The following is a 23,840-nucleotide window of genomic DNA, read 5'->3' as shown; positions in this document are numbered from 1 at the left end:
ACAAGGTAGCGAATTTGACGACTTCGGACACTCAAAGATTTCTGGCTGGCGTCGCGGCGACGTTGGATCTCCTGACTGTAATCAGAAATGGATCTGCGGATTTTGCTCCGATCAATTCCAATGATCCGCCGGACTTTCAACTATACAATATCCCATTGAGGCATTTCTTATAGAAAGGGTGTGTTGTCTTGGGAAATCAGATGCCCGGAGGGGCTTGCCGGAGATGAGGAAAAACTCATTGACGTGGCAGGCATCCCGCTTGACCTGTGCCGGGCTGTTTTGGGTTGGCAACACTGATAAACTTCCCTATAGAGCGCCACCATACATGCGCGTGATGCCCGCTCAGGCAAGAATCACTCCCGAGAGATTGGGGCCCGGTTCGGGATATGCACGCGCACCGCAATAGTCACTGAACCAGATCAAGGGTTAGATTCAAATGGCCAACTCGGCACAGTCAAAGAAACGGGCACGTCAGAACGAAAAGCGTTTTGCCGTTAACAAGGCGCGTCGTTCGCGCATTCGCACCCACCTGCGCAAAGTCGAAGAGGCGATCGCCTCGGGTGACAAAGATGCCGCAACTGCTGCGCTGCGTACCGCTCAACCAGAGCTGATGCGCGGTGTCACCAAAGGCGTCTTCCACAAGAACACTGCTGCACGCAAAATTTCGCGCCTCGCAGCCCGGGTAAAGGCAATCGGCTGAAGAAGCCTGTCTAAGGTATTGATCGCAAAAGGCGCCGCTTTGTCCGGCGCCTTTTTTAATGTCTCACCTTTGACACAGCGCAACAGATTCTTTTTGCCCAAAGCGCTTGTCAAGAAAGAAGAGTAGTTGCCCGAGCCCTCTCTGACTTGTTAGTTTCATCTTGCGATTCATGCTTGGGGGGACAGGCTGCTAACGAATCCAGACCGTCTTATGGGGATAAGATTGGTGGGTTCGCTCGGGGGAAACCCCGGCCATGTCTTACAGGTTTGTACCGCAACACATGACAGATAAAAGCCCCTGCGCCTCTTGGGTGCGGTGCCTGATTTTCGTCATGTTGCTGCGGTATGACAGGTCCGATCAAAGGTCTTTTCGTCGGTTACTGATTGTAACCGGGCAGGAGAGGTTTGTTCCGGTTGTCTCAGCTGGATCGCAGAGCGGCGCAGGTCGGGGAGTACCTGCGCAAAAATGTCGGGGAGTACCTGTGCCGGGGACGGGCAGGTTAAAGTGTATGAGACGGGGAAGTATGACACAGGAACAATGGGGCGAACTTAAAAAGGAACTCCTGAAAACGGTTGGATCGAATAATTATAAGAACTGGATCGAACCGCTTGAACTGGAAAATGTTGCCGATGGTGTGGCGACGTTCAGTGTACCTACAAGTTTTCTGGGTAATTACGTATCGCATAATTTCGGGGATCTGATCCTCTATCAGATGAATACGGTGTCGACCGATATCCGCCGTATCAAGTTTCAGGTCGCAGCCAACTCAAGCATCAAACCGGCCGCGCTAGCCAAGCCCGCCCTGCAGTCCGTTGTCAGCAACGGCAATGACAGCCTGATGCCCGCCGCCCCACTGGATGATCGCTTTACCTTTGACACGTTCGTGGTCGGCAAGCCGAACGAACTGGCCCATGCCGCCGCCAAACGTGTCGCCGAAGGCGGACCTGTCACGTTCAATCCGCTTTTTCTATATGGTGGCGTTGGCCTTGGTAAAACCCACCTGATGCACGCCATCTCCTGGGAGCTTCAGGCCCGTCGGCCTGACCTGAATGTCGTCTACCTGTCGGCCGAACAGTTCATGTATCGCTTTGTTCAGGCCTTGCGCGACCGCAAGATGATGGACTTCAAGCAGGTCTTCCGCTCGGTCGATGTGTTGATGGTCGATGATGTACAATTCATCGCCGGCAAGGATAGCACCCAAGAAGAGTTCTTCCACACTTTCAATGCTCTGGTCGATCAGAACAAACAAATCATCATCTCGGCGGATCGCGCCCCGGGTGAGATTGAAAATCTTGAAAACCGGATCAAGTCGCGCCTGCAATGCGGTTTGGTGGTGGATCTGCATCCCACGGATTACGAATTGCGCCTTGGCATCCTGCAATCCAAGGTCGAACAGTTCGGCGCGCAATACCCCGACCTGCATATGGATCAGGGCGTACTGGAATTCCTGGCCCACCGGATTAGTACCAATGTCCGCGTGCTTGAGGGCGCGATGACCCGGCTCTATGCCTTTGCCTCGCTGGTCAAGCAACCGATAACGCTGGAGTTGACCCAGGATTGCCTGGCTGATGTGCTCCGCGCGTCCGAGCGCAAGATCTCGATCGAGGAAATCCAGCGAAAGGTTTCGGATCATTTCAACATCCGCCTTTCGGACATGATCGGCCCCAAGCGCGTGCGTAACTTTGCCCGCCCGCGTCAGGTGGCGATGTATCTGTGCAAACAGATGACCAGTCGCTCCTTGCCGGAAATCGGCCGTTGTTTTGGTGGGCGTGATCACACCACCGTCATGCACGGTGTCAAACGCATCGACGAACTGCGTGCACAGGACGGCCAGATCGCCGAAGACCTCGAACTTCTGCGCCGCACCCTGGAAAGCTGAGTCCTTTTCACCACGCTTCCCCCGCCCGGACACGTCTTTGGGCGGGGTGCCCTTGACCCTCTGACCATTTGAGCGGAAAACGAGAATTAAGGGCTTGAGCCGAAGACGTAAGTTGCTACCTTGCCCTTCCGGCATCAGATCGGCACCTCGACAGGGAGCAAGGGTATGAAACTCAGCATCGAACGTGGCACGCTGCTCAAAGCAGTATCCCAGGCACAATCCGTGGTCGAACGCCGCAACACCATTCCAATCCTCGCCAATGTCCTGATCGAGGCCGAAGGTAGCGATGTGAATTTCCGCGCCACCGATCTGGATATCGAGGTGGTCGACAAGGCCCCCGCCCAGGTCGAACGTGCCGGAGCCACCACCGTTTCCGCGGTCACGCTCCACGAGATCGTGCGTAAGCTGCCCGATGGCGCGCTGGTGACGTTGGCCGATGATGGTACGTCTGGGCGCCTGACGGTCGAGGCTGGCCGGTCGAACTTCAATCTGGCGACGTTGCCGAAAGAAGATTTTCCGGTCATGGCAAGTTCGGAATATGCCTGCAACTTCTCGGCCAAGGCACCAGATCTGCGGCGGTTGTTTGATAAGTCGAAATTCGCGATTTCCACCGAGGAAACAAGATATTACCTGAATGGCGTCTACATGCATGTGGCCGAGGCCGAAGGCGGCAAACAGCTGCGCTGTGTTGCCACCGATGGCCACCGTCTGGCGCGCATCGACGCAGATCTGCCCGAAGGTGCCGCCGACATGCCCGGTGTCATTGTTCCGCGCAAAACCGTGGGAGAGCTGCGCAAGCTACTGGAAGATGATGACATGAAAATTGTCGTGTCGGTGTCCGAGACCAAGGTCCGTTTCGCCACCCCCGACATCACACTCACTTCCAAAGTAATTGACGGCACCTTCCCCGATTACACTCGCGTCATTCCGCAAGGGAACACTCGCAAGATGGAGGTGGACGCCGCCGAGTTTGCGCAGGCTGTCGACCGCGTTGCCACCGTTAGCTCGGAACGGTCTCGTGCGGTGAAACTGGCGCTGGACGAGGATCGCCTGATCCTGTCGGTAAACGCGCCTGATAGCGGCGCTGCCGAAGAAGAACTGGCCGTGGCCTATGGGGATGAGCGTCTGGAAATCGGCTTCAACGCCAAATACCTTCTGGAAATCGCCAGCCAGGTTGACCGCGAAAACGCCGTATTCCTCTTCAACTCCGCCGGAGACCCAACCCTGATGCGAGAAGGCAACGATACGTCGGCGGTCTATGTCGTCATGCCTATGCGGGTTTGAGCCGAGCTATTCGGGACTTAGACAAAACAAAAGAAGCAGGACTGTTTCTGAATAAAGGCCCAAATGCGTGGCAACTGGTTGCCACTTTGTTTGGAGGCCCACCCTGCCACAGTCAGCGCAAGCACTGTGGTTGTTCGCTGTAATTTCAGCATTTTTTCCTGTTATGCAGGCTGAATTTACGTTCAGCTACCGGCCTCACCCCCGACCGCGATAGGTGGGAACGCCCTGATCGGGAATCCAGACGCCTGCCGGTTGTTCGCCGGTCTGGTAGAAGATGTCGATCGGGATGCCGCCGCGCGGATACCAGTAGCCGCCGACCCGCAGCCATTTCGGCTCCAGCAGTTCAACCAAGCGTTTGCCGATGGTGACGGTGCAATCCTCGTGAAAGGCGCCGTGGTTGCGGAAGGAGCCGAGGAACAGTTTCAGCGATTTGCTTTCGACCAGCCAGTCGCCAGGCACGTAATCCAACACGATATGAGCGAAATCAGGTTGGCCCGTCATCGGACAGAGCGAGGTGAATTCCGGCGCGGTGAAACGCACCGCGTAATCCGTGCCCGCCTGCGGGTTTGGCACCTTTTCCATCACCGCCTCTTCCGGAGAGTTGGGCATTTCGGTCTTGCCGCCCAGCTGTGTGAGGTTTTGGTAGATATTCTGGTTTGACATGGGAAACTCCTGTTTCAGACGCCGCGTTTGTTGCCCCAGACCAGCACATGCAGCTGCGGCAGGATACGGGGGGCAAACCAGCGATCAGCCAATGTGCGCTCGATCAGCCACTCATAGCGGTCCATGATACCGGCCATGTCAATCGCGTCGCTGTCGGCATCAGGCGGCGTGTGGTTGCAAGGTTGCAGGTAAAGCGGCAGCGAGGGGTAGCGCGCGGCGACATCGCGGGCCCAGAGGTAATCTTCGTCATCGAAGACAACGATTTTTAGGGTGATCTCGGCCACACCTGCAGCGTTGATACAAGCATCAAAGTCACTCCAATCCACCTCTTCCCCCGATGATGGGGGTTTAGGGCTGAGGATCAGTGGCGCGAGTTCGTTGAACCACGCCCGCGCGACCGAGCCTTGGGTTTCCATCGCAAAGCTGTAGCCGTGGGATTTGCCCAATTGGATCAGTGGGCCAAAGTCCTGAATGGCCGGGTTTCCGCCCGAAAGTGAAACCGTCAGGGGCGTGCTGTCGGAAAGCTTCTTTATCTCTGTCCAGATTTCCTCGGTTGTCATTCGGGCCCACTCGTGGCGGTGCTCACCGTCGACCGCGTGCAGGCTGTCGCACCAACTGCACCGGTAGTCGCAGCCACCAGCGCGCACGAACACGGTCGGCACGCCGATGACCGATCCTTCACCCTGGATGGTCGGGCCAAAGATTTCGGCGATCCGCAGCCGGGTCATGGCCGGTATTCCGCCCAAGTCTTCGGGGTTTCCGACACCCGCACGGCACTGACCTGGTCCCACCGCGTGTGGCACCAGTCATAGATATCCCGCGCCAGCCGTTCCGAGGTGACCATGTCATGCCCGAAGACGTCATTGAGGTGTCGGTGATCGAGTTCCTCGTCGATATAGCGTTTCAAAGGACCAAGTTCTCGGTAATCCAGAACGAAACCGTTTTCATCGAGGGTGTCGGCGCTGATTTCGACCTCGACGATATAATTATGGCCATGCATCCGGGCGCAGGGGTGATCGTCGGGCAGGGCGCAAAGTTGGTGGCTGGCCGAGAAGTGAAATTCCTTGGTGATCCGGTACATCAATGCGCCCCTACCGCCGATTTCCAGAAATCCGGATCGGCATAGTGAGTGGGGTCGGCCACGCCCGCGATGTCAAACGCCTCGCGCCGCTCGACGCAGGTGCCGCAGCGCCCGCAATGCCGGTCACCGCCCTTGTAGCAGGACCATGTATCGGCAAACGGCGTGGTATGTTTCGCGCCCTCGGTCACGATGGCGGATTTCGGGATATGCACGAACGGCGTGTAAAGCGTGACCCTGGCGTAGCCGTCCAGCGCCCTGTCCTGCATCGCCTGAAAGGCGTCGATGAAATCGGGGCGGCAATCGGGATAGATGAAATGATCGCCGCCATGCACCGCCGCGGCCACCGCATCGGCCCCCTTCGCCGCCGCCATGCCAAAGGCAATCGCCAGCATGATCGCGTTGCGGTTGGGCACCACGGTGACCTTCATGTTGTCCTCGGCATAATGTCCATCGGGCACGTCCAGATCGTCGGTCAAGGCCGACCCGCCCAGGTGCTTGCCGATATGGCGCATGTCGATCAGGTCATGCGGCACGCCCAGCCGATTTGCGGCGCGGGCGGCAAAGTCGACCTCCTTGCGGTGGCGCTGGCCATAATCGAACGAGATCAGGCCAATAAGCTCAGCTTCCGCCGCCACCTTGTGAGCAAGCGAAACCGAGTCCAATCCGCCGGAGCAGATGACAAGTGTCTTCATCGTCAGGTCCTTGTTTTATAAGCCGGGTAGGCTGCGACCGGCGCTCACGGGGTGTGAACAAGGGGGGCATTTAGACAATAAGCTCGCGTTTGGCAAATGACGTTTTCACGGATGGATGTGGTTTTGGATAACCGCCGGAAATATAGTGATATATTTCGGCGAGGAAATTTCGACCGTCGCTCTTTGTGTCGCGTGGCGTCGACAGCGGGTTTTGAGTGATTTTCGGCCTGATCCTGTTCCGCTGCCGGCAGCGGCAATTATTTCCAAGTCGGGTGCACCCTGATGGTGGTTATTTTCTGGAACCGGTTTGATGCGACGGGCTGCCACATCCTTACCGGGCGTATCCGGGCTAGTTCCTCGAAGGTTATTAAACTCATCTCATGGAGGAATAGGATGTTCAAAGGTCTTGGAATTTCGGTCGCGCTTATTGTTTCGGGTATGCTGGCGCTTCCGGCAGCATTTGTCGCACTGATCTGAGGCGAATGGACCACTAGCTGTCAGATAAAAAACGCCCCGGTGCAGAAGGTGCAACCGGGGCGTAAGTCCAGGAAGGGTGCCACCCCGGCCCTAGGGGAGATAGCGACCGGAGTGGCGGCAAGTCAGGCGTTTTCCGCCTGCTTTTCTGTTTGCAGATAGGCTTCGAGACTGTCATCCAGCGCATCTTTCCAAGGCGTATGATGCGGCGGTGCCTGCTTGCCGGTCATTGGCGATGTGTAGCCGTGGTTGCGGAATTCCATAATTCCTTTCTTCTTGTGCTTCTTCCAGGCAAAGAAGGCCTGATTGGCCGCTTCGACATCGAAGCTGGGGTAATCAGTCTCGTCGATGAGCTCCTGTACATAGTCACCCTGATAGCGGATGCAGGCATAATCATCCTCAAGCGCGTCTTCGGCAGCTTCGCGGGCTTTCGGATCTGCCGCCATGGTCGCGGCGTCGGGCAGGGCGATTTTGCCCATGATCTGATCACGCACCCACCAGGCTTGGGCGTCAAACATGTTGAAGGTGAACCACTGGTCCTGCATGCCAAGATAGAACATTGCGGGGTTCTTGTTCCAGACGACGCCTTTATAAAGGTCTGCCGCCGCCAGACGGTTCGCGGTCTTGAGGCGCAAGTCGTCCGGCAAGAAATTGAAGTGATGACGGTAACCCGTGCACAGGATGATCGCATCCACCTCTTTGCTGGTACCATCCTTGAAATACGCGGTGCGACCTTCGACCTTGACCAGAGCGGGCACCTCTTGCCAGTTTTCGGGCCAATTATACCCCATCGGAGCGGTACGGTGAGCAACGGTGATGGATTTGCAGCCATATTTCCAGCATTGCGAGCCGATATCTTCGGCTGAGTAGGAAGTGCCGAGGATCAGCAGATCCTTGTCCTTGAATTCACGGGCATCGCGGAAATCATGCGCGTGCAGCACCCGTCCGTTGAAGGATTCGAAGCCTGGGTAATAGGGCACGTTCGGCGTTGAGAAATGACCCGAGGCAACGATCACGTGATCGAATTCTTCCTCGGTTTCACTGTCGGCCTTACTGTCGCGGGCGCGGACGGTAAATTTACCGCTGGCGTCATCAAAGCGTACATCGCGCACGACGTTGTTGAAGCGAATCCAATCGCGCACGCCAGCTTTTTCGACCCGGCCCTTGATATAATCGAAGAGGACCGCGCGCGGCGGGTAGCTGGCGATCTCCTTGCCGAAATGTTCGTCGAACGTGTAGTCGGCAAATTCCAGACCCTCCTTCGGGCCGTTCGACCAAAGATAGCGATACATCGAGCAATGGCATGGCTCACCATCCTCATCGACACCAGTGCGCCAAGTGTAATTCCACAGGCCGCCCCAGTCGGACTGCTTTTCATAGCAGACGATGTCCGGGATATCTTCGCCCTTCTTGGCGGCGGACTGGAATGCCCGAAGCTGAGCCAGACCGGACGGACCGGCCCCGATGATTGCAACGCGTTTCTTGGCCATTCAGATGTTCTCCCTGCGATTGGTATGAACCAAATTTTATTATTTGGTACTTTTGGTTCCTTTTAGTAAGCCAAATACTGTACCAATATGTCAACAATAATCGGGATGCGGTGGCAAATTGATTGGGTGAGATAACAGAAGGGTGTAGAAGAAATCATGGAATCTTCGAGCTTTGCGCAGCGTTTGGCGATATCGGGGGCCTTGCCCAGATTGTCCGTTGGAATGGCGAAAACCGTCGACATCGGTTTTCTGGCGCCCTTGTCGGGGCAGGTCGAATCCTGGGGATTGCCGGGATTACATGGCTGCCGAATCTGGGAAAGCTGGCTGAACAATGCCGGTGGCCTGCTGATTGGTGGGCGGCGGTATCCGATCCGAATTCATGCGTATGATTGCGGCGATGACCCGGTTGAGGCGCGCGATGGTGCGATGCAATTGGTGCAGGAACATGAGATCAAGCTGATGATGATGCTGGGCGGGGACAGCTTTGCCGCTGTGGCCGATTTCCTGGGGGATCGGCGTATCCTGACGTCGACCCTTTTGCCCAGCGACCTTTCCCCCGACACGCCCTATCTGATTGCCCCCAGCGAGGTACATCCGATCTATGTGGTCACCGGGGTGGAGTGGCTGGCGCGCACGCGACCCGGGTTGAAGACCGTGGCAATGTGCACACAGACCGACGGTATGGGATTGCCGTCGCTGGCTACCTATCGCGCGGCGTTCAAGGCGGCGGGGATCGGAATTGTCCACGAGGTGAAATACCCCGCTGAGGGCGGCGATGCCGCCGCGATCGTGCAGCCGATGCTGGACCAAAATCCGGATATTTTATGCTGGTGCACCAGCTATACACCGATGGTGCATGCGATGACGGAATATGCTTATCGCCAAGGTTATCAGGGGCAGATTCTGTCCTGCACGCTGGACCATTACGAGGCGCTGGTTGAGAAAACCAGCCGCGAATTCATGGAAGGTGTGGTGTTTCAATTCCCGGATTTCGATGATCCGGCGCTTAGGGAAAAGGCGTTTTTCTTCAATCAACCCAATGTGTTCTACGAGGAATACAATAACCGCTTTCCCGGCAGCTGGAGCGCGGTGAGCTGGGAATATGCCGCCATTCTGGACATCTGGCATGCGGCTGTCGAAAAGGCAGGCACGGTCAATCCGGTCTCGGTGCTGGCGGCGATGAAACAGCTGGGCCACGTGACCCATGCCTTTGGCCATGCGGAATGGTGGGGGCGGGATATCTTTGGTATCAACAACGCGCTGATCGGTGACTGGCCGGTGGTGACGGTGCAGAAGGGCAAGGCGCGGATCGTCGAATTCGGCGCGATCCCCGACTGGCTGGCGCGGCATAGCGATCTGCTGAAAGCCGAGATGCTGGACCTGGGACAGATGTGGCAGCAACGGCTGAATCGCACGGATGCGGGCCCGGAGCTGAGCGCGCGGACGGTGGAGAGCTGAGAGCGGTTGGTGGTGGGCTAAAGCCCAACATCAGATATTGGCGGTCTGTTCGTTCTGCGGGATATTCTCGACCGTCGAAATACTCAGTTTCTGAGCCTGCTGTGGGAGAATCGGGTTAATTCACTGAAAACGCTGAAAAACCCATGTCGGTATAACGTCGGTATTTTGTCGGTATTACGTCGGTGCGATTTTCGGTATCCGGCAGGCTTAATAGGTCGTACGGTCACGAGTTGCTGAAAAGCAGACCAAGCTGCAGTTGTCTTGTTCTTGTGTAGGCGCTTATGCTGAAACATGTCTTCTCAACTGCCTGTCTCGTCACCTCAATTCAGAACCGCGCTGATAAGGAAGCTTAAAAACCTGCATCCTGCGTATCAGCCTGAGTTTTTACCGTCGAAGCGAGGTGTTTCCTTTGTCATGAAAGACAATCGCGGTCGAACCTGCTCAAACCCGATCCAAATTTACCGAAACAGCAGCGACTGCTTACAGGCGAGGAAGCTAGAAGAGCGGCTTATAGGCGCTCGTTTTTTGCGGATACCACCGATAGACCAATAAGAGTCCCGGATGCCGGCAATGCGGACAAACCGGTCTGATGCCGTTGCAGCTATTGCTGACGCAGCATTTGTTCGCAAATGCAGCGGTGCGCGCTTGGCTCTGCAGCATTTGTCAGCGAAGCAGTCGTTCAAATCGGTCATTGTTGCGGGATTCCAAACTGACCTTTCGCCGCACGGGTCAGCGAATCTCGGGGCAGGCGGGCGCGAACATGACTTTATAATGATCTCGCAGAATGTTCTTCTGAACTTTACCCATCGTATTCCGCGGTAATTCATCCAGCAGGATTAGTTTGCGCGGATGTTTAAAGCGGGCAAGTGATACACGTACGGCATCCATCATTGCGTCAAGATCAGGTGATTGGCTCGGCTCGGCGATCACCACGCCAATGACGGTTTCGCCAAAATCGGGATGGGGCACACCAACAACCGCGCTTTCCAGAACGCCGGGTTGATCATCCAGCACCAGCTCGATTTCATTGGGGTAGATATTGTATCCACCGGAAATGATCAGATCTTTGTTGCGCCCAACAATATGGAGATAGCCATCTTCGTCAATTTGCCCCAGATCACCGGTGATGAAAAACCCTGTCTCGCGTAGTTCGGCGGCGGTTTTCTCAGGCATCTGCCAGTAACCTTTGAAGACATTTGGGCCGCGCACTTCGATCTCGCCAATGTCGCCTTGAGGCAATTCATTGCCATCGGCATCACAGATTCTGACCTCGACCCCTGGCAACGGCAGGCCCACCGTTCCTGCACGTCGATGCCCGTCATAGGGGTTGGAGGTGTTCATGTTGGTTTCGGTCATACCGTATCGTTCGAGGATGCGGTGCCCCGTACGTTCTTCAAACTGAACGTGAGTTTCCGCCAGCAGTGGCGCGGAACCAGACACGAACAGCCGCATATGCGCGGTCGATGCCAGGTTGAAACGCTCGTCTTCCAGCAAGCGCGTGTAAAATGTTGGAACACCCATCAGGGTTGTCGCCTCGGGCATACGTTCGACCATCACATCGAGATCAAATTTCGGCATAAAGATGATGCTGCCACCGGCTACCAGAGTGACGTTGGTTGCCACGAACAGACCGTGAGTATGGAAGATTGGAAGGGCGTGAAGCAAGACGTCGTCTGCGGTAAACTTCCAAGCCTCAACCAGCGCCAGCGCGTTCGATAGAAGATTTTGCTGCGTCAGCATAGCACCTTTCGATCGCCCTGTGGTTCCTGATGTATAGAGAAATGCGGCAATGTCGTTTTCGGAGCGGTCAACCGTTGCAAACGTGGTGGGCATCTCTTGCGCCTTGGCTTTAAGCGAGCCGCTTCCGTCCGCATTCAGGGTTTCAACCTTTGCGCACAGCTTGCTTACCACTGGTGCAAGCTGCGCTTTATTCCGGCCGTCACAGACAATCAGAGAGGCGCCGCTATTTTCGATGAAGTAGGTGAGTTCATTGACTGTATAGGCGGTATTCAGTGGCAGGAATACGAGACCCGCTTGTACGCAGGCCGCATACAGTGCCAGGGCTTCCGGTGACTTTTGGATCTGAGCGGCGACACGATCACCGGGTTTCAAGCCAAGTTGTTGCATCACATTGGCTATCTGGGCGGCGCGGCCGAGAAAGTCCTGATGCGTGATGATTGACTCGTCCAGAAGATGCAGGAATGGCGTCGTCTTCCCTGCGTGTCGTCCGAATAGGCCATCATAAAGAGGGTTAACCATTGGAAATTCTTCCCTGCGTCTGTGAGTAAGTGGCGGTACCGGCAAGAGTTTTTACTTCCGCGGTTGCCACTACCTCTTTGGTTGTCACAAAATTTTCGTGGTTCCGAGAAACCTTGGATAGGTCATAGAGATAATTCACCATGGTTCCACCAGACTGCGTTCGGCCTTTATCCGAAGTGTCAGCATCCGCATGCACCGCATGGACAAACGCCCCATTTCCAAGGTGAAAGCGCGCGACTGGGTCGAACGGAAGGCCGTCCTGTCCCTTGGCATTAAGCAGATAATGGGCGGCCAGCGCCTTCATCCGTTGCGGTTGATCGTCGTCCCATTCGTTGTTTTCCTTCTCCAGCCATCTGGTCAGGCCGGGGATGGGGGACAAAGTGACGAACGTCGTGAGCTCCGGGAGTTCCGACGCCAGATCCGATGCCACTTGCTTGATCAGTGAATTCCCGAACGAAATGCTGGCCAACCCGGGCTGGCAGTTGGAGATCGAATAAAAAACCGCCGTATCAGCCTCCTCTTCGGGCATGGCCTCACGATCCTGCGCCAACAGGGTCTGTACTGATACCGGAATGCCCTTGGTCAGAGCAACCTCTACAAAGATCAGCGGTTCGTCGGGCATCGCGGGATGAAAGAAGGCGAAACAACGCCGGTCTGTTGGTTCCAGCCTGCGACGCAGATCATCCCAGCTATCGATGGCATGCACCGCCTCATAGGCAATAATCTTCTCCAAAATATGCGCCGGACTTTCCCAGTTAATCGGGCGCAACACCAGAAAACCGCGATTGAACCAACTGGCAAATAGATGCCGGAAATCCAGATCCAATGCCTCAAGGTCAGGCTCTCCCCGCCCGAGCCGGAGGAGATCGGCACGCATACGTACCAGCGCACCCGTGGCACCTGGAACTCGATTCAAGCGTCGAACCATTTCCTGTCGGGCTGGTTCCGCCGCTGCAGCAAAGGCGCGGTAGGATGCTTTTGATGGGCCTTCTTCATATTCGTGCAGGGTGGCCCGAACGGTTTCCGGATCAATGTTCATTGCAGTGGCAAGGTAGCGAAAAAACCCGAGCTTCGTGTCGTCGTCCATCGCCTCGAACCGCAACAAGATTTCCTCTGCAAGCGCCAGACCAGAGACTTCCCCAGTGGATCCGACCAATGCATCTGCCAATTCGGCAATGGGACGGCCATCAATTGCCCCATGTATCTTACGGCGATATCGCCGTTCGAACACCGTTGAGAGAAGATCAGTCAGAGTCATTGAATAAAATGCCTTGCCAGAAATGTTGCGATGTTACTTAGGGACTTATTTGACTCTGGAATGCGGTCATCCCATTCAAAGGCATGCCACAGGCCTTCCCAGACCTGCAAATCTACATTGATGCCACTCTCTCGAAGGACCGTTGCCAGTCGAACTGACAGGCTAAGCAACAGATCGCGCGTGCCTGTCGTGATGAGGCATGGCGGAAAACTGCAGTTATAGTCTCCGTAGATCGGGGAAATGTCCGGGTTTGTGATATCGTTATCCCCGGCATAATGCCTTGCCGCGGCCTCGGAGCATTGCGTGGTAAGGGACGGATCCCGCCCATCATTGAACGCCTGGCTATCGCTGGAAGTGTCAAGATCGCACCATGGAGAAATTAGCGCAACTGCACCGGGCAAAGGCAGGCCCGCCTTTTGGGCGCGCAGCATCAGTGCGAGGGCAAGGTTGCCACCCGCAGATTCCCCGACAATCGCGAATGGTTTTTTGCAAAGTGCCTGGTAAACGGCAAAACCGTCGTCGATTGCAGTTGGCCAAGGGTGCTCCGGCGCCAGACGATAGTTTGGTATAACCAACTTTGCGCCTGTCATCGCACAGAGTGGTGCGGCGATTGTCAAATCCTCAAATGGGCTGCCCTGAACGAATCCACCGCCGAAACCGTAAAGAATGGGCCAAGGCGCCGTGAGCTCAGGTGGTCTCACTTCCAAGCAAGGCACGCCGTTGATGATGATGCCTTTTGTCATCACACTGTTAGCTTCCAAAATCCGCTCGACGGCGGGTGCGATGAAAGATTTTGTCTTTGCTCGCAACGCCGGCAGGTTTTCTGCCGAGCGATTGGACGGCGCATTCTGTTCTTCGCTCAGAATACGCCGAGCTTCCGTGCTGAGATGCCCTGGCACTGTCAATTGCTGCTCCTTCTTTGAGCGCAATCTAATTGTTGGTTGTCGCCGAAACCAGTAAAAACGAACTTATCGTCTATAAAATTAACATTGACTTACAAAACTGACCAATGGTAGGTTTTTTGGCAATGGGGCTGCTTGTCCCCTGCCGCGCGTGAACTGCAAACGCGCGTCACAACATGGGAGGAAGTAAAAAATGAACGATCGCGACAAACACGCGCAATGGCTGGTTGGCCAGATCGAAAAGGGCCGCATGTCGCGGCGCGAATTCATGGGTCGAACCGCAGCTCTTGGGATGGCGTTGAGTGCAAGTTCGAGCCTTTTCAGCAAGGCGCATGCTTCGACCCCCAAGAGAGGTGGCCATATGCGATTGGCCATGGCGCACGGCTCGACCTCCGACACGCTTGATCCGGCAACGATCACCAACGGCATCCAGTGGACGGCCGTTTACGGCGTCGCCAACACCCTGACCGAGGTGGATGCCTCTGGCAATCTGGTGCCGTCGCTGGCCACGGAATGGTCGTCATCACCTGATGCGACGGTCTGGACGTTCAAACTGCGCACGGATGTGGAATTTCACAACGGCAAGACGATGACCATCGACGATGTGATCGCATCGCTCAACTATCACCGAGGTGAAGATACTACATCGGTCGGCAAACCGCTTTTGGAGACTGTCACCGAGATCAAGGCCGATGGCTCTGATACGCTGGTCATTACGATGTCCGAGGGCAACGCGGACTTCCCGTACAACTTCAACGAGGCATTGTTCACCATCTACCCATCGAAGGATGGCGGGATCGATTGGACCGGTGGTGGTTCGGGCCCATACATTCTGAAGAATGAACAACCCGGGCAGATCTATCAGTTCGAGCGGAACCCAAACTACTGGAAGGAAGGGGCCGCGCATGCAGACACGATCGACCTGATGTCGATCGTGGATTCATCGGCACGGACGAATGCGCTGATTACCGGCGAGGTCGATTGCATCGGCAGCGTGGAGTTGAAAACGCTATCCATGCTTGAAAAACGCTCTGACGTGATCATCGAAGAAGGCGCTGGCCCACTGCACTATACTTTCCCGATGATGAGTGAGATCGCACCGTTCGACAATCCCGATCTGCGCAAGGCTTTGAAGTTCGCCATCGACCGGCAGGAGATTGTCGATAAGATTCTGTTCGGTCACGGTGTTGTCGGCAATGACCACCCGATCGGACCGTCGTATCGTTACCACGCGGGCGATATCGAACAGAACAGCTATGATCCCGACAAGGCCAAACATCACTGGCAGAAGTCCGGGCTAGGTGACATCACTGTCGACCTAAGCGCGTCGGATGCCGCCTTTGGTGGGGCGCTGGATGCGGCCGTGCTGTTCCAGGCCTCGGCCAAAAAGGCAGGGATCAACATCAATGTCGTGCGTGAACCCAACGATGGCTATTGGTCCGATGTGTGGATGAAAAAGCCCTGGAGCGCCAGCTATTGGGGTGGGTACACGACCGAGGACGCGATGCTGTCCACAGCCTTTGCACCGGGCGCGGCGTGGAACGAGTCGCAATGGGATAACCCGCGGTTCAATGAATTGTTGAAATCGGCCCGGGCCGAGCTGAACGAAGAATTGCGAGGCGAGATGTATCGCGAGATGCAAGAACTGCTGCGTGATGACGGTGGCAGCATCATCCCGATGTTCGGCAACTCGGTTCATGCCCGCAACGACAAGATCGCCCATGGCGATGTGTCTTGGGTGCGCGGTTTTGATGGCCGGCGGATCATGGAACGTTGGTGGATGGTCTGATATTAGACTTGTAAAACTTAATTCCGCGCCATTCCTTGGCGCGGAATTTTTTGTTTCCGGCCCGGAGCACCCCTGACCCATGTCTCGATCCACTACCCTTTACTTTAACGGTGACATTCTGACGATGGACGACGACCAGCCTAAGGTGCAGGCGGTCTTGACCGGTGGTGACCGAATCTTGGCGATCGGCGACGAGGCCGAGTTGCGTGCCGGGCCGGACCGGATTGTAGAAGAGGTCGATCTGCGGGGGCGATGTCTGATCCCCGCATTCATCGACCCGCATGGGCATTTCCCTGATCCCGGGTTTATCGCGCTGTTTCGGGTGGACCTGGCAGCACCACCAAGAGGGGACTGTTCCACAATGGCCGAGGCGCTTGATCGTCTCTCTACAAAAGCCGCGCAAACACCCGGGGGCGAGTGGGTTATGGGGGTTTTGTTCGACAATACTGCAATCGCAGAAAACCGCATGCCTACGCTGGCCGAGCTTAACAGAGTTTCAACCGATCATCCGATTTGGGTGATCCACGCGTCGGGACATAACGGCGTTGCCAACTCACTGGCGCTGGAAACACAAGGCCTGACTGCGGACACGCCCGATCCGGTTGGAGGGCGCTTTGGGCGCGATCCCCAGACCGGCGCGCTGACAGGCCTGATCGAAGGTATCTCGGCGATGGGCGATCTGGGCGCGACAGACTTTCTGATTGATGGCGCACGGTTCTGGCAGGGGTTCGATGCTTGTCGCGATAACTATCTGGCACAGGGCGTGACCTTTGCCCAGAATGCATGGGCCTCCAAACGTCTTCTGGAACACTTCGCCGGGCTGCCCGAGGGTCATGACCCGGGTATTGATCTCGTTCTTTTACCCGAAGCGGCGCTGGAACCCGGCCTGTCGCAGGGAAAGATTGATCTGGACTGGCCTGACACACCTTACTTTTCACTGGGTCCGCGCAAGCTGTTCACCGATGGGGCGTTTCAATTGCAGACCGCTTATCTGACAACGCCCTACCACCGTCCCTCGAACCCAACGGCGCCGTCTGGCATGCCCTATTGCGACGAAGAAGAGTTCGCCGAGAACGTCACGAAGTTGCATGGCATGGGGTTACAGATCCATTGTCACTGCAATGGAGACGCTGGAACAGATATGTTTCTGGATGCGATATCCGACGCATTGGCAACGAATCCTCGGGATGACCACCGTCATACCGTGATCCATGGGCAGGTCCTGCGAGACGATCAACTGCACAGAATGGCCAACATGGGCGTCACGATTAGCTTCTTTTCGGCGCATATCCATTTTTGGGGGGACCGCCATTTCGATACCTTTCTGGGGCCATCACGCGCAGAGCGCATCTCTCCGGCGGCATCAGCAGAGAAAATGGGGGTTCCCTTTACAATCCACAATGATGCCTCGGTCACGCCCACGCGGCCCCTGCATCTGGCCCATTGCGCGGTGAACCGGCGCACGGCAACGGGGCGGGTGCTGGGCGAAGATGAGCGGATTTCGGTGCTTTCGACGTTCAAGGCCCAGACAATCACAGCTGCCTGGCAGGTATTTCAGGAAGGCGAGCGCGGGTCTATCGAGCCCGGCAAACTGGCTGACTTTGCCATTCTGACGCACAATCCGGTGGCACGGCCCGAGCTGCTGAGCCAGACGCGCGTCGCCCGGACCATTCGCCGGGGAACATGTGTCTATCGCTCCGAGTGATGTGCAGGTGGCTGACGTCTAGCCGGGGGGCTCTTCCAGGGGCAATCCACGCGGCAAGCGTTTGTCCGGATCGTAAAACGGCAGCTCCACGATGTCGCAGCTGGCCTCACCGTACCGGGCGGGTCGCAGGGTCAATTGTCGTCCGTGCCAATCGCCGGGCTCATCAAACCTGACATATCCGATCCCGCAGCCCAGATAAGGTGACTGCGCGCCGGTCGTGACCTTTCCGACAGCCGCGTTGCCGTCCAGTATCACATCGCCGCCACTTGGGATGACACCATCGCAGCGCAGACCATAGAGCCGGGTGCCGGGGGAGGCGGCCTGCACTGCGTCGCGACCAATGAAGCCCTCCTTGTCCAGATCGACAAACCGCTCCAGCCCCGCCTCGAACGGGTTCATGGTACTGTCAAAATCGCTACCGCTGTCCAGAATGCCGGCCTCGATACGGCGGGTGTTCATGGATTGCATGGAACTGAAGACCATGCCGTGGGGCGCGCCATGTGCTATCAGATGATCCCACAGCCGGGGGCAATCCGTCGCTTCTCCAAGCGTGTAGATTTCATAGCCCAACTCGCCGGTCCAGCCGGTGCGCGAGACATAGACCTGCTGACCGCCCAGATCGAAAAAGCCGGCGTGGAAATACTTAAGGTCTTCTGTAATGGCGCCCGACGACGCGCCCTGCATGATCTGATAGGACTTTGGTCCCTGGATCTGCAACACGCGGGAATGCGGATCGCTGACGGTGACATCGAAGCCGTCGTTATGGGCCAAAAGCCACGTGTCCAGATCGCCATCGGGATGCACGAACCAGAACCGGTCCTCGGCCAGTCGGAACAGGATGCCATCCATGAACACCCCGCCTTGATGCGTGCAGGCAACGGCATAACGCCCTCTGTCCAGTTTCATATTGGCGATGCGGCGCGCAAGGATGCGTTCAAGGAAAAGCACGGCATCGGGCCCAGAAATCGCGACCGGGCGTTCGGGCACGTCATAAAGGGCCGCGTGTTTGCGTAAGGCCCAGTAGCCCGCAACCGGATCATCGCCGTTGTAATGGGCAAAGAAGCGGCCAGCCGCCAGCCGCAACACGGTCTGGTCGTTGGCATAGCAGGGATAAAAGGGCGACAGTTCGTTGCTGCCGACATAGGTCGGGAAAATGCGGGCTGGGTCGAGGGCGGGAAGGTCGTTCATCGGTTGCCTAATCCTGCGGATCCAAGCAAAAGGCACAGATCTTGTTGCCGTCCGGATCGCGGACATAGGCGTAGCATATGTCGCTGTCTTCTTCGCGCGGGCCGGGGGCGCCTTCATCGGTACCACCGTTTTGCAAACCAACTGTGTGAAATTGTTCAAGGGCCTGAATGGACGGGGCGGCAAGCGCGATCATCATACCGTTACCGGGCGTCGCTGGGCGCTGATCGAATGGCGTGGTGACGTAGAATTCAATTGCGTCTTTCGCGGCCACGGGGGCGTAGGCGGAGAAGGTTTCCACGCGTTCGACTTGCATCAAACCCAACGGGGCAAGGATAGAATCGTAAAACGCAGCAGCTCGGTCCAGATCATTGGTTCCTACCATTACATAACCGATCATAAGGTCACTCCATTGTGGGATGAAAGCCAGTCATCGCTGGCAGGTTGCATATTCCGTGTTGCGCCAGACGTCAGTTTCTATCCGGGGCAACGGCGCGCGGCCCAGTATGTCATCGCTCAGTTTTTCGGCCAGCATGATGGTGGGGGCATTGGTGTTGCCGTTGGTGACAAACGGCATGATCGACGCATCGACCACCCGCAGTCCAGACAGACCGTGCACCCGTCCACTGGCATCAACTACAGCGCCCTTGTCGGTCGCGGCACCCATCCGGGCCGTGCAGGACAGGTGCCATTGTGTCGTTGCGTGCGCATTCAGAGCCTGATCAAGATCTTCGTCCGATTGGGCATCGTGGCCCGGAAAAATCTCATCCCCTCTGAGGTTAGAAAACGCAGGTTGATCAACAAGGTCTCGGACCAACCGGATGCCTTTGCGCATCAACTCGCGGTCCCGAGCGTCCTTCAGATAATTCACCAAGATGCTCGGAGGATCACTGGGATCAGACGAGCGCAGTTCGATTTTGCCCCGGCTGTGTGCGCGCATCAGGCCAACATGGATTTGAAAGGCGTGTTCCTGAAGCGGTTCCCAAGTTGCGTCATCAACCGCGATTGGTGAAATAATGATCTGCAAATCGGGATATTCCACACCCGGCCCGGACCGGATGCAGCCCAACCCTTCAAACAGATTGGATGCCACGATGCCACTGCGTGTCGTGATCCATTGAATCCCAGCCGCAAGCTTGGCCAGCGGCTTTGTCTTGGGCCAAAAAGAAACGGGTTGCTTGCATTTATACTTCAGCACGAAATCGGGGTGGTCATTCAGATTCTGCCCCACGCCGGGCAGGTCGTGTAGCACGTCAACGCCCATATCCTGAAGATGCTCAGCTGGGCCAACCCCAGACAGCATCAAGATATGGGGTGACCCAACTGCGCCTGCGCTGAGGATGATTTCTTTTCGCACATGCACGGTCTGCGCAGTCCCGGTGTTGTCGGTATAAGCGACCCCCACGGCCTTGGTCCCGTCAAAGATCAGGTTTTGAACCTGCGCCTGCGTCTTGATTGTCAGGTTCGATCGCTTTCGCACGGGGTCAAGATAGGCGCGCGCTGTGCTCCACCGCTCGCCTTTGAAAACGGTGCGGTCGGAGACGCCGAAGCCTTCTTGGCGAAAACCGCTGACATCGTCGGTGGCGGGGTATCCAGCCTCTTGCCCGGCTTTGAGAAACGCCAGTGTTAGCGGGTCTTGGGGATCAGCACGGTGCACGTAGAGCGGGCCTGTGCCCCCCCGATATGCATCTGCGCCACCGCCATAGGTTTCCATGCGCTTAAAGTAGGGCAGTACATCGGCATAGCCCCAGCCCTTGCAGCCAGCCTGACGCCAGCCTTCGTAATCCAATGCGTGTCCGCGGATGAAAACCATTCCGTTGATCGACGAAGATCCGCCTATGGCCTTGCCTCGGTCATGCTGAATACGGCGTCCGTTCAACTCTGGCTCGGGTTCGCCCTGAAAGGCCCAATTGTGTTTGGTGCTGTTCAGGTTCGACAAGACGGCGGCGGGCATTTTCAGGGAAAGCGCGGTATTGTCCGGGCCTGCTTCTAGCAATAAAATCCGGTTTTTTGCATCACTGGTCAGGCGATTGGCGAGGACACAGCCCGCTGATCCCGCGCCCACAATGATGTAATCAAATTCCATGTCGGTCTTCCCTTGGCGTGGTGACGAACCCAGCAGCGAATCCTGTGGTCCATGAACGGTTGCTTTGCGCATCCCCTGACTACCTTTTATAAAGAATAACTTACCTTTTGACAATAAACTTACCAATGGTTAGTTAGAGAAATCACCGTCCGCTGAAGGTTTCCTGTGCAGCTATTTTTTAACGCCCGCCCTGCAACGGCAGGGGCCGCTCCGTGAGCGCGCCTGTTGAATTCAAAGCCAAACTTGCCTGTCTTTATGCCGGGGCGGTTTGGGGATTGTTCTGGATCCCTCTCAGGATACTCGAAGACGCCGGCTTGCATGGGCTGTGGATCACGGTTGTCTATTTTCTTGTCCCGACGATATGCCTTTTACCTGTCACCCTGTGGCGATGGCAGCATGTTCGTCAGGGTGGGGTTCAATTGCAGATAACGGCAATACTCTCGGGTGGGGCATTGCTGCTGTATTCAACCTCCATCGTCTACACCGAGGTTGTGCGCGCTATATTGCTGTTTTACCTCACACCGGTTTGGGCGACGATCCTGGCGCGAGTTGTTTTGGGCGATGAGATTACACCGACCCGCATCATCGCCATGGCACTGGCGATTGCCGGCATGTTGACCATATTCGGACTGGGTGTGCGGTTCCCGGTTCCACAAAATATCGGCGACTGGCTCGGAGTGTGCGCCGGCATCCTGTGGGCAGTCGCGGCGGTACGCATTCGCATGAAAAGCGATCATTCGGCCATCGATTTGACAGTTGGGTTCTTTCAGTGGTCATTGGTGTTTTCGGTTGGTGCCGCGGTCTTGCTGGCCTCTCACCATGTCCCAAGTGTCGCCCAGACCCTGCCCGCGTTGCCGACGCTGCTGGTTTTCATGGTCCTGCTGATCTTGCCCGGAACCTATGCGTCCCTTTGGGGGCCGAAATTCCTCAGTCCTGGCCTGGTCGGCCTTTTGTTCATGACCGAAGTCGTTGTCGGGGCAGTTTCCGTGGCCCTGTTGGCCGGAGAGCCATTTGGCATGCGCGAGTTGACTGGCGTAATCCTGATCACAGGGGCGAGCATGCTGGACCCGCTTTTGTCACTGCGTTCCGCGCGCAAGGCGCATTTGACAGCCCGTTAGACCCGCAAGGATTTTTCTTGGAACGCCTTGGAGCCCAGCGCAATTTGCGCAATCGTTTCGATCTTCTTGCGGGCTTCTTTGTGTTTTGCGGCGCTGATTTCGTCAAAGGGCAGCAGTTTTGAAACGGCATATTCCATCTCGGAGACGGCTGCACTGGTTTCGATAGGGTCGGGCAACAGGCCGGCGCGCACCCAAATGCCATCGATATGAACACCCAAGTGGCGCGCTACCTGTGCGACTTCATCTTCTGGCAAGAAATGTTTCAGTTCGTGCATCAGGTTGCTTCTGATGCGTTCGTTATTGGCGATCTGGACGCGTTGGCATTCCTGGTTATGCGGCACTTCCGAGATCAGAGAGACCCATGCCTGACAGACCCTGCGATTGAAGATCGTTTCAAAGAAATTGGCAACAATAATTGCCCAGAGCCGCTCGTAAGGGGTTTCTGCATAGCGATAAAGCTCGACGACGGATTCGCTGAGCAACGAGTTTGATCTGCGAAACACCGCCTCAAGCAACGCGCTTTTGTCTTTGAAATGGTGCAGAACAACGCCTTTCGACACACCTGCAATGTCGCCCACCTTGTCCAGTGTTGTCTTGCGTAATCCATATCGAATCACTGCCTCAAAGGCTGCGCGTGATAGCTCGGCGCGTCTGATCGCTCGAATGGAACTGGATCGCATCTGATGAAAACCTCATTAAACTAAACTGCATCTCACATCTGATTGTGGCGGCAAAACCCAAAAGATTCAACCATTGACACGAAAAACTTTCTAATGGTAAGTTTTTGGAACAATAAGACCAAGGATGAATGTGCGCTGAAAACAAAATCGTGCATCACATCTGAAAACCGGGAGGAAACATGGAAAGTATTCTGAACGCCGCGCGAGGCGCTGCCCTCGCTCTGCTTGTATCCGGAGGCGCGGCCATTGCGGCTGACGTTCCGGAAAACGATGACGTCATCAAGGTCATTATGAATGACTGGACCGGCCAGCATGTATCGACAAAAATTGCTGGCGAGTTGCTCAAGAAGATGGGTTACAACATTGAATATGTCAGTGCGGGCGCGCTGCCACAGCATGCGGGGCTGGCGCAGGGCAATCTGCATTTCCAGGCAGAGGTCTGGACCAACAATATTGGTGATCTGTACCCCAAGGCTGTTGAGGCAGGGGATATCGTTGTGCTGGGCGATCTGGGGCTGGAACCGCGTGAAGGCTGGATCTATCCGCCTTACATGGAAGAAAAATGTCCTGGCCTGCCAAGCTATCAGGCGCTTTATGATTGCGCCCAGGCCTTTGCCTCGGCTGAAACATTCCCGAACGGCCGTCTGATCACTTACCCGGCTGACTGGGGTACGCGGTCACGCGATGTTGTGGCCGGGATCGAATTGCCATTCAATCCGGTCGCGGGTGGCAGCGAAGGCGCGATGATGGCCGAACTGCAATCAGCCTATGCTGCGGGTGACCCGATCCTGATGATGATCTGGCAGCCCCATTGGATTTTCGCCGACCTGGATCTCAACTGGGTTGAGTGGAACCCGACAGACGAGGCCTGCATCGAAGAAAATCAGGATCGCGAGACTGCCTGCGGGTTTGAACAGGCTAGCGTCGAAAAGGTCGTCTGGGGTGGTTTCGAGGAGAAGTGGCCCGCCGCTTACAAAATGCTGTCGCTCTATTCTCAGACCAATGAAGAACAAAATGCCGCAATCCTGGCCGTGGACAATCAGGGCCGCGATCTCGACGAGGTCGTTGCTGAATGGCTGGCCGAAAACGAGGCCAAGTGGCAGGGTTGGATCGACGAGGCAATGCAGTAACCCTATT

Annotated in this window: 20 protein-coding genes; 8 read left to right on the top strand and 12 right to left on the bottom strand. The window is 56.3% G+C overall.

Annotation, left to right across the window (positions count from 1 at the left end):
• Positions 1–436: 436 nt before the first annotated feature.
• From rpsT to dnaN, 3 genes are all read left to right on the top strand, one after another.
• Positions 437–700, top strand: coding sequence for a 30S ribosomal protein S20 (rpsT, locus tag Q1B27_RS07740; RefSeq protein WP_299846096.1), 264 nt, complete (start codon positions 437–439; stop codon positions 698–700).
• 523 nt (positions 701–1,223) lie between these two features.
• A complete protein-coding gene (dnaA, locus tag Q1B27_RS07735) occupies positions 1,224–2,579 on the top strand; it encodes a chromosomal replication initiator protein DnaA (RefSeq protein WP_299846093.1) in 1,356 nt (451 codons plus the stop codon).
• Between the two features lie 165 nt (positions 2,580–2,744).
• Positions 2,745–3,863 (top strand): DNA polymerase III subunit beta, encoded by a 1,119-nt coding sequence (gene dnaN, locus Q1B27_RS07730; RefSeq protein ID WP_299846090.1) that lies wholly within the window; start codon positions 2,745–2,747, stop codon positions 3,861–3,863.
• Between the two features lie 195 nt (positions 3,864–4,058).
• Here dnaN and queF read toward each other — a convergent pair whose 3' ends face one another.
• The 5 genes from queF to Q1B27_RS07705 form a co-directional block, all read right to left on the bottom strand.
• Positions 4,059–4,526, bottom strand: a complete 468-nt coding sequence (queF, locus tag Q1B27_RS07725; RefSeq protein ID WP_299846088.1) for a preQ(1) synthase — start codon at positions 4,524–4,526, stop codon at positions 4,059–4,061.
• A gap of 14 nt (positions 4,527–4,540) precedes the next feature.
• Positions 4,541–5,254 (bottom strand): 7-carboxy-7-deazaguanine synthase QueE, encoded by a 714-nt coding sequence (gene queE, locus Q1B27_RS07720; RefSeq protein WP_299846085.1) that lies wholly within the window; start codon positions 5,252–5,254, stop codon positions 4,541–4,543.
• On the bottom strand, positions 5,251–5,607 hold the full coding sequence (gene queD, locus Q1B27_RS07715; protein WP_299846082.1) for a 6-carboxytetrahydropterin synthase QueD: 357 nt from the start codon (positions 5,605–5,607) through the stop codon (positions 5,251–5,253). Before queD ends, queE begins: the two co-directional genes overlap by 4 nt.
• Positions 5,607–6,299 (bottom strand): 7-cyano-7-deazaguanine synthase QueC, encoded by a 693-nt coding sequence (gene queC, locus Q1B27_RS07710; RefSeq protein WP_299846079.1) that lies wholly within the window; start codon positions 6,297–6,299, stop codon positions 5,607–5,609. The genes queD and queC overlap by 1 nt, the downstream gene beginning before the upstream one ends.
• Before the next feature lie 599 nt (positions 6,300–6,898).
• The gene (locus Q1B27_RS07705; protein WP_299846076.1) at positions 6,899–8,263 is read right to left on the bottom strand and encodes an NAD(P)/FAD-dependent oxidoreductase; all 1,365 of its coding nucleotides are present in this window, start codon (positions 8,261–8,263) and stop codon (positions 6,899–6,901) included.
• Positions 8,264–8,419: 156 nt separating this feature from the next.
• Between Q1B27_RS07705 and Q1B27_RS07700 the strand changes: the two genes are divergently transcribed.
• Positions 8,420–9,721 (top strand): ABC transporter substrate-binding protein, encoded by a 1,302-nt coding sequence (locus Q1B27_RS07700; RefSeq protein ID WP_299846073.1) that lies wholly within the window; start codon positions 8,420–8,422, stop codon positions 9,719–9,721.
• 729 nt (positions 9,722–10,450) lie between these two features.
• On the opposite strand, the gene Q1B27_RS07695 is transcribed toward Q1B27_RS07700, so the two are convergent.
• The 3 genes from Q1B27_RS07695 to Q1B27_RS07685 are packed head-to-tail and all read right to left on the bottom strand — an operon-like array spanning position 10,451 to position 14,137.
• Positions 10,451–11,980, bottom strand: a complete 1,530-nt coding sequence (locus Q1B27_RS07695) for a malonyl-CoA synthase (protein WP_299846070.1) — start codon at positions 11,978–11,980, stop codon at positions 10,451–10,453.
• Positions 11,973–13,238 carry a malonyl-CoA decarboxylase gene (locus Q1B27_RS07690; protein WP_299846067.1) on the bottom strand — a complete coding sequence of 422 codons (1,266 nt, stop codon included), beginning with the start codon at positions 13,236–13,238 and terminating at the stop codon, positions 11,973–11,975. The genes Q1B27_RS07695 and Q1B27_RS07690 overlap by 8 nt, the downstream gene beginning before the upstream one ends.
• Positions 13,235–14,137: an alpha/beta hydrolase gene (locus tag Q1B27_RS07685; RefSeq protein WP_299846825.1), complete on the bottom strand. Its 903-nt coding sequence runs from the start codon at positions 14,135–14,137 to the stop codon at positions 13,235–13,237. The genes Q1B27_RS07690 and Q1B27_RS07685 overlap by 4 nt, the downstream gene beginning before the upstream one ends.
• 196 nt (positions 14,138–14,333) lie before the next feature.
• Here Q1B27_RS07685 and Q1B27_RS07680 point away from each other — a divergent pair, with 196 nt between their 5' ends.
• A complete protein-coding gene (locus tag Q1B27_RS07680; protein ID WP_299846064.1) occupies positions 14,334–15,929 on the top strand; it encodes an ABC transporter substrate-binding protein in 1,596 nt (531 codons plus the stop codon).
• 79 nt (positions 15,930–16,008) lie between these two features.
• Entirely contained in the window at positions 16,009–17,634 is a 1,626-nt protein-coding gene (locus tag Q1B27_RS07675; protein ID WP_299846061.1) for an amidohydrolase, read from the top strand.
• Between the two features lie 18 nt (positions 17,635–17,652).
• Here the strand turns inward: Q1B27_RS07675 and Q1B27_RS07670 are convergent, their stop codons facing one another.
• From Q1B27_RS07670 to Q1B27_RS07660, 3 genes are read right to left on the bottom strand one after another with little or no spacing between them, the layout of a single operon-like run.
• Positions 17,653–18,822, bottom strand: a complete 1,170-nt coding sequence (locus tag Q1B27_RS07670) for an aminomethyltransferase family protein (RefSeq protein WP_299846058.1) — start codon at positions 18,820–18,822, stop codon at positions 17,653–17,655.
• A gap of 7 nt (positions 18,823–18,829) precedes the next feature.
• Entirely contained in the window at positions 18,830–19,219 is a 390-nt protein-coding gene (locus tag Q1B27_RS07665) for a VOC family protein (RefSeq protein WP_299846056.1), read from the bottom strand.
• 30 nt (positions 19,220–19,249) lie between these two features.
• A complete protein-coding gene (locus Q1B27_RS07660; protein ID WP_299846053.1) occupies positions 19,250–20,905 on the bottom strand; it encodes a choline dehydrogenase in 1,656 nt (551 codons plus the stop codon).
• Between the two features lie 212 nt (positions 20,906–21,117).
• Between Q1B27_RS07660 and Q1B27_RS07655 the strand changes: the two genes are divergently transcribed.
• Positions 21,118–22,023 (top strand): DMT family transporter, encoded by a 906-nt coding sequence (locus Q1B27_RS07655; RefSeq protein WP_299846051.1) that lies wholly within the window; start codon positions 21,118–21,120, stop codon positions 22,021–22,023.
• Here the strand turns inward: Q1B27_RS07655 and betI are convergent.
• On the bottom strand, positions 22,020–22,703 hold the full coding sequence (betI, locus tag Q1B27_RS07650; RefSeq protein WP_299846049.1) for a transcriptional regulator BetI: 684 nt from the start codon (positions 22,701–22,703) through the stop codon (positions 22,020–22,022). The genes Q1B27_RS07655 and betI overlap by 4 nt on opposite strands.
• A 179-nt stretch (positions 22,704–22,882) precedes the next feature.
• Here betI and Q1B27_RS07645 point away from each other — a divergent pair, with 179 nt between their 5' ends.
• Complete coding sequence (locus Q1B27_RS07645; RefSeq protein ID WP_299846046.1) at positions 22,883–23,833, top strand: ABC transporter substrate-binding protein; 951 nt, start codon at positions 22,883–22,885, stop codon at positions 23,831–23,833.
• Positions 23,834–23,840 lie beyond the last annotated feature (7 nt).

Source organism: uncultured Roseovarius sp., from assembly GCF_947489715.1.
Lineage (GTDB): Bacteria > Pseudomonadota > Alphaproteobacteria > Rhodobacterales > Rhodobacteraceae > Roseovarius.
The sequence above is the reverse complement of the archived record's forward strand: the minus strand, read 5'-3'. Positions and strand labels throughout refer to the sequence as shown.

Bases quoted from the DNA above. Each gene is read 5' to 3' on its own strand.
- Q1B27_RS07670 (WP_299846058.1), bottom strand. From the start codon at position 18,822: ATGAACGACCTTCCCGCCCTCGACCCAGCCCGCATTTTCCCGACCTAT.
- Q1B27_RS07645 (WP_299846046.1), top strand. From the start codon at position 22,883: ATGGAAAGTATTCTGAACGCCGCGCGAGGCGCTGCCCTCGCTCTGCTT.
- dnaA (WP_299846093.1), top strand. From the start codon at position 1,224: ATGACACAGGAACAATGGGGCGAACTTAAAAAGGAACTCCTGAAAACG.
- betI (WP_299846049.1), bottom strand. From the start codon at position 22,703: ATGCGATCCAGTTCCATTCGAGCGATCAGACGCGCCGAGCTATCACGC.
- queC (WP_299846079.1), bottom strand. From the start codon at position 6,299: ATGAAGACACTTGTCATCTGCTCCGGCGGATTGGACTCGGTTTCGCTT.
- queE (WP_299846085.1), bottom strand. From the start codon at position 5,254: ATGACCCGGCTGCGGATCGCCGAAATCTTTGGCCCGACCATCCAGGGT.
- Q1B27_RS07675 (WP_299846061.1), top strand. From the start codon at position 16,009: ATGTCTCGATCCACTACCCTTTACTTTAACGGTGACATTCTGACGATG.
- dnaN (WP_299846090.1), top strand. From the start codon at position 2,745: ATGAAACTCAGCATCGAACGTGGCACGCTGCTCAAAGCAGTATCCCAG.
- Q1B27_RS07680 (WP_299846064.1), top strand. From the start codon at position 14,334: ATGAACGATCGCGACAAACACGCGCAATGGCTGGTTGGCCAGATCGAA.
- queD (WP_299846082.1), bottom strand. From the start codon at position 5,607: ATGTACCGGATCACCAAGGAATTTCACTTCTCGGCCAGCCACCAACTT.
- queF (WP_299846088.1), bottom strand. From the start codon at position 4,526: ATGTCAAACCAGAATATCTACCAAAACCTCACACAGCTGGGCGGCAAG.
- Q1B27_RS07695 (WP_299846070.1), bottom strand. From the start codon at position 11,980: ATGGTTAACCCTCTTTATGATGGCCTATTCGGACGACACGCAGGGAAG.
- Q1B27_RS07700 (WP_299846073.1), top strand. From the start codon at position 8,420: ATGGAATCTTCGAGCTTTGCGCAGCGTTTGGCGATATCGGGGGCCTTG.
- Q1B27_RS07690 (WP_299846067.1), bottom strand. From the start codon at position 13,238: ATGACTCTGACTGATCTTCTCTCAACGGTGTTCGAACGGCGATATCGC.
- Q1B27_RS07705 (WP_299846076.1), bottom strand. From the start codon at position 8,263: ATGGCCAAGAAACGCGTTGCAATCATCGGGGCCGGTCCGTCCGGTCTG.
- Q1B27_RS07665 (WP_299846056.1), bottom strand. From the start codon at position 19,219: ATGATCGGTTATGTAATGGTAGGAACCAATGATCTGGACCGAGCTGCT.
- Q1B27_RS07660 (WP_299846053.1), bottom strand. From the start codon at position 20,905: ATGGAATTTGATTACATCATTGTGGGCGCGGGATCAGCGGGCTGTGTC.
- rpsT (WP_299846096.1), top strand. From the start codon at position 437: ATGGCCAACTCGGCACAGTCAAAGAAACGGGCACGTCAGAACGAAAAG.